The organism is Cupriavidus sp. 05T313 (assembly GCF_056396665.1).
On the sequence record NZ_JBFTLX010000385.1, the window covers coordinates 1 to 4,697 of the forward strand.

The window sequence follows — 4,697 nt, forward strand, 5'->3', positions numbered from 1 at the left end:
GTGCTTTCCAAGGGCGACCTGACCGTTGCCTTGCAGCAGGCCTTCGACAATAGCGGCGAAATCACCGTGCTTTCCAAGGGCGACCTGACCGTTGCCTTGCAGCAGGCCTTCGACAATAGCGGCGAAATCACCGCCAACGGTCGCGCGCTCATCAGTACCGCTGGCCGCCTGACCAACCGCAGCACCTTGCAGGCCGGCGACCTGGAAGTCCGCGGCAGCCATGTGGACAACACCGCCAGCGGCCAGATCAGCGGCGGGCGCACCCTGGTGGCGGCCGGCGGCACACTGGGCAACCGCGGCCTGATCGACGGCGGCCGGACCCGCATCGAAGCCGGCACCCTCGATAACGTCGGCACCGGGCGCATCTACGGCGACCATGTCGGCATCCAGGCGGGGAGCGTGCTAAACCGCGAGGAGCACGCCAACGGCCAGACCAAGGCCGCCGCCATCGCCGCGCGCCAGCGCCTCGACATCGGCGCCGGCGTTGTCAACAACCGCGAACAGGCGCTGATCTTCAGCGCCGGTGGTGGCAGCGACGCCATGAATATCGGCGGGGCGCTCGATGCCGAAGGGCATGCCACCGGCCGCGCTGGCCTGCTGCTCAACGACAGCGCCACCATCGAATCCCTCGGCGGCCTCACCATCGACGCCAGCCGCCTGCGCAACGGCAACCTGCACTTCGGCGCCGAGGTGGTGCAGGTTGGCGGGCCGACCAAGGGCATGTACCTGCAGCCCAACGGTGACCCGAACAAACACGATATTGGCGATTTCGCCTGGGAGCGTTGGAGCAAAGCGGGCCTCTACCGCAACAAGCAGACCGGCGCCGAAGTGAAGGCCTGGACCCAGTACGACATCACCCGCACCGAGTACGAAACCCAGGTCACCCAAAGCGCGCCGGCGCTGATGCGCTCCGGCGGCAACATGACGCTGCGCGGCGACGAACTGACCAATGATAGAAGCCACATCTTCGCCGGCGGCGCCTTGCAGGGCGACTTGCACAACCTGAAGAACGAACAGGTGTTCGGCGAGCACATCCAGCGCGAGCAAGGCACCAGCCAGTACACCTACAGCCGCTGGCGCGGCGGCTTCAAGTGGTATCACGAGCGCAAGTGGGACGGCAGGATCGCCTACACCCCCGCCGACACGATCCAGACCATCCCCCTGAACGTGTCCAAGGCCCAGCAACACACCGCCAGCAACGGCAGTGGCTACAGCGTCGGCGGGCGCAACACCGGCGGCGTGGGTGGCACCATCGCCGGTGGCAGCGGTACCTCCGGCGGCGCCAGCTCGCGCGAGATCATCGAAGTGGCGGCCGCGGTGGGAAGCGTCAGCGGCCCTGGCACCCTCCAGGGACAAGACGCGGCATCCGCGGACGGCCCGGGCGCCAGCACGAGCAGCAGCGTCGGTGCCGCCAGTGGCAACGACCCCGCCGTGATCCGTACCGTGGGCGTCGACACCCAGGTCCCCACCAACAGCCTGTTCCGCGTCCAGCCGGACAGCGGCAGCTACCTGATCGAAACCGACCCGCGCTTTGCCAACTACCGCAACTGGCTCAGCTCCGACTACCTGCTGTCGCAGTTGGGCTACGACCCGGCCGCCATGCACAAGCGCCTGGGCGACGGCTTCTACGAACAGGGCCTGGTGCGCGACCAGATCGGCCAGCTCACCGGCCGGCGCTTCCTCCAGGGCTACGGCAGCGACGAAGCGCAGTACCGCGCGCTGCTGGAAGCCGGCGGCACCTATGCCAAGGCCTGGAGCCTGCGCCCCGGCGTGGCGCTGAGCGCCGAGCAGATGGCCCAGCTCACCAGCGACATGGTCTGRCTGGTGGAGCAAGATGTCACCCTGGCCGACGGCACGCGCAGCCGTGCCCTGGTGCCGCAGGTCTACGTGCGCGTCAAGCCCGGCGACCTCAACGGCAATGGCACGCTGATCGCCGCCGACAGCATTGACCTCGAGTTGAAGGGCGACCTGGTCAACTCCGGCACCATCGCCGGGCGCACCGCCGTCAAGCTCACCGGCGAGAACCTGCGCAACCTCGGTGGCCGCATCACAGGCGACGCGGTGGCCCTGAAGGCCCGCAACGATCTGGACAATATCGGCGGTACGCTGGATGCGGGCAAGGCGCTGTCCGCGACAGCCGGACGCGACCTCAATGTGGTCACCACCATCCACAGCGACGCCAAGCGGGCGGGCCTGAGCGACTTCAGCCGCACCCACATCGACCGCGCCGCCGGCCTGTACGTCAGCAACCCCGGCGGCACCCTGGTGGCCATGGCCGGGCGCGACGCCAACCTGATGGCCGCGCAAATCATCAATGCCGGCAAGGACGGCAAGACCGCCATCGTCGCCGGGCGCGACCTCAACCTCGGCACCGTCCAGGTCGCCGAGCAGGAAAACAACGTCCGCAACACCAGCAACTACCTCAAACAGGGCCATGGGCAGGATGTTGGCACCACCGTGCGAACCGAAGGCGACGTTCGCCTGCAGGCCGTCGGCGATCTCAACGCCCGCGCCGCCAACGTCACCAGCGACAAAGGCGCTTTGGTGGCCGTGGCACAAGGCGACGTCAACATCGTCGCCGGCGAGGCCGGAAGCACCTGGAGCGAAGGCCGCAAGCACAAGAGCAGCGGCCTGTTCGGCTCCACCACCAAAACCAGCCGTAACAGCGTGGAGGAAACCAACGCCGTAGCCAGCACCTTCAGCGGCAACACCGTGGCGGTGCAGGGGCAGAACGTCACGGTCACTGGCAGCAATGTGGTGTCCGATGCGCGCACCGTCATCGTGGCGAAGAACGACCTCAGGGTAGAAGCCGCAACCAACACCCGCAGCGAAAGCCACTTCAAGCGCACCGACAAGACCGGCTTCCTCTACAACGGCGGGGTCGCAATCACCCTCGGCAGTCAGATGCAGAGCGTAGGCAAGAAGGATATGAGCACCAGCGCCGCGGCCTCCACCGTGGGCGCCACCGGCGGTAGCGTTACCCTGGTCGCGGGCAACCACTACCAGCAGACCGGCAGCCACGTACTGGCGCCCAAAGGGGATATCGATATCCACGCCAGGAAGGTGGATATCGTCGAGACTCGCGAAAGCGGGCGCAGCACGGAGGAGAGTAAATTCCGCCAGTCCGGCCTGACCGTGGCGGTGACCGCACCGGTGATCTCGGCCTTGCAGGCTGCCGAGCAGATGAAGAGTGCGGCTGGCAAGACTGAGGATCCACGGATGAAGGCACTGGCCGCCGCAACCACCGTGCTGACGGCCAAGAATACGCTCGACACCATCAAGGCCGACCCCAAGGCGGCCGGTGGCCTCAATATCTCAATCACCGTGGGCGGCAGCAAGAGCGACAGCAAGTTCACCAGCACCCGCGACACCGCCGTCGGCTCCACCGTGGCTGCCGGCGGCGACGTGCGTATCAGTGCCACTGGCGCCGGCCAGGATTCCGACCTCACTGTCCAGGGCAGCCGCATCCGCGYCGGTGGCAACGCTCACCTCAAGGCCGACGGCGACCTCACCCTGCTGGCCGCTCAAAACACCAACGAAACCGACCGCAAGAGCAGCAGCGCCAGTGGTGGCGTCGGCGTGGCCATCTCGGTTGGTTCCAATGGCGTCGGCTTCGGTGTCACAGCCAATGCCAGCGGCTCCAAAGGCAAGGGCGAAGGCAAGGACGTCACCTGGAGCAACGCCCATGTCAACGCGGGCGAACGCCTGACCCTGGAATCGGGCGGCGACACCACCCTGCGCGGCGCGGTGGCCAGTGGTAAACAGGTGGTGGCCGATGTCGGCGGCAACCTCAATATCGAGAGCCTGCAAGACACCAGTACCTTTAAAAGCAAGGATCAAAGCCTTGGTGGGAGCGTCACCGTAGGTGTTGGTTTTGCCGCCAGCGCCAGCTATTCCAACAGCAAGGTCGACGGCGATTTCGCCAGCGTCCGGGGGCAAAGCGGCATCCAGGCCGGCGACGGCGGTTTCGATGTCAAGGTCAAGGGCAACACCGACCTCAAGGGGGCCGCCATCGCCAGTACAGACCAGGCCGTGAAGGATGGTCTCAACCGCGTGAGCACCGGCACCTTGACCGTTAGCGATATCGAAAATCGCAGCAAGCACAAGGCCACTGGTGTGAGCCTATCGGGTGGCTTCAGCGTGAGCGGCGATGACAAGAAGGCGGATGGAAAAGAGACCGACAAGCAATCGGAAAGCTCCAAAGCCACTAATGTCGCAGGCAAGGGCAGCGACTGGTCGCTGCAGAACTTCGGCAACAGCGTCGGTGCCGGGGCCCCCGGGTACAGCAGGATCAGTGGCAGCGACAGCAGCGTCACTCGTAGTGGTATCAGTGGTGGTGCTATCGAGGCTCGAAACGAGACTGAGCATAAGGCAATGACAGGCAAGACCGTCGAAGAAACGGTTGCCAGTATTAATCGAGACATCCTCATTGGCGATAGCGCGAATGGTCTTGTCAAGGACTGGGATGCCGGCAAGCTGGTCGCGCAAGTGCAGGCCCAGGCGGAGATCGCGGCAGCATTTTCGCAGCAAGCATACACGGCAGTGGATAGCTACGTGAAAACCGAACGTGCCGAACTGCAAGCACGCTTGAAGCAAGTGAAGACTACGGAGGAGAAGGCGGTTGTCGAAGCTGAACTGAAGGATCTTAAGTTGCAAGAGCGCGTGATGAACGTACTAATTGGCGCTGTCACTGGCTC

Annotated in this window: 1 protein-coding gene; it reads left to right on the forward strand. The window is 65.3% G+C overall.

Features of this window, described 5'->3' with window-relative positions; genetic code table 11:
* Nucleotides 1–4,697 (forward strand): hemagglutinin repeat-containing protein (locus AC1DKD_RS39320; RefSeq protein WP_477144573.1); only part of this gene is annotated, 4,697 nt, incomplete at both ends.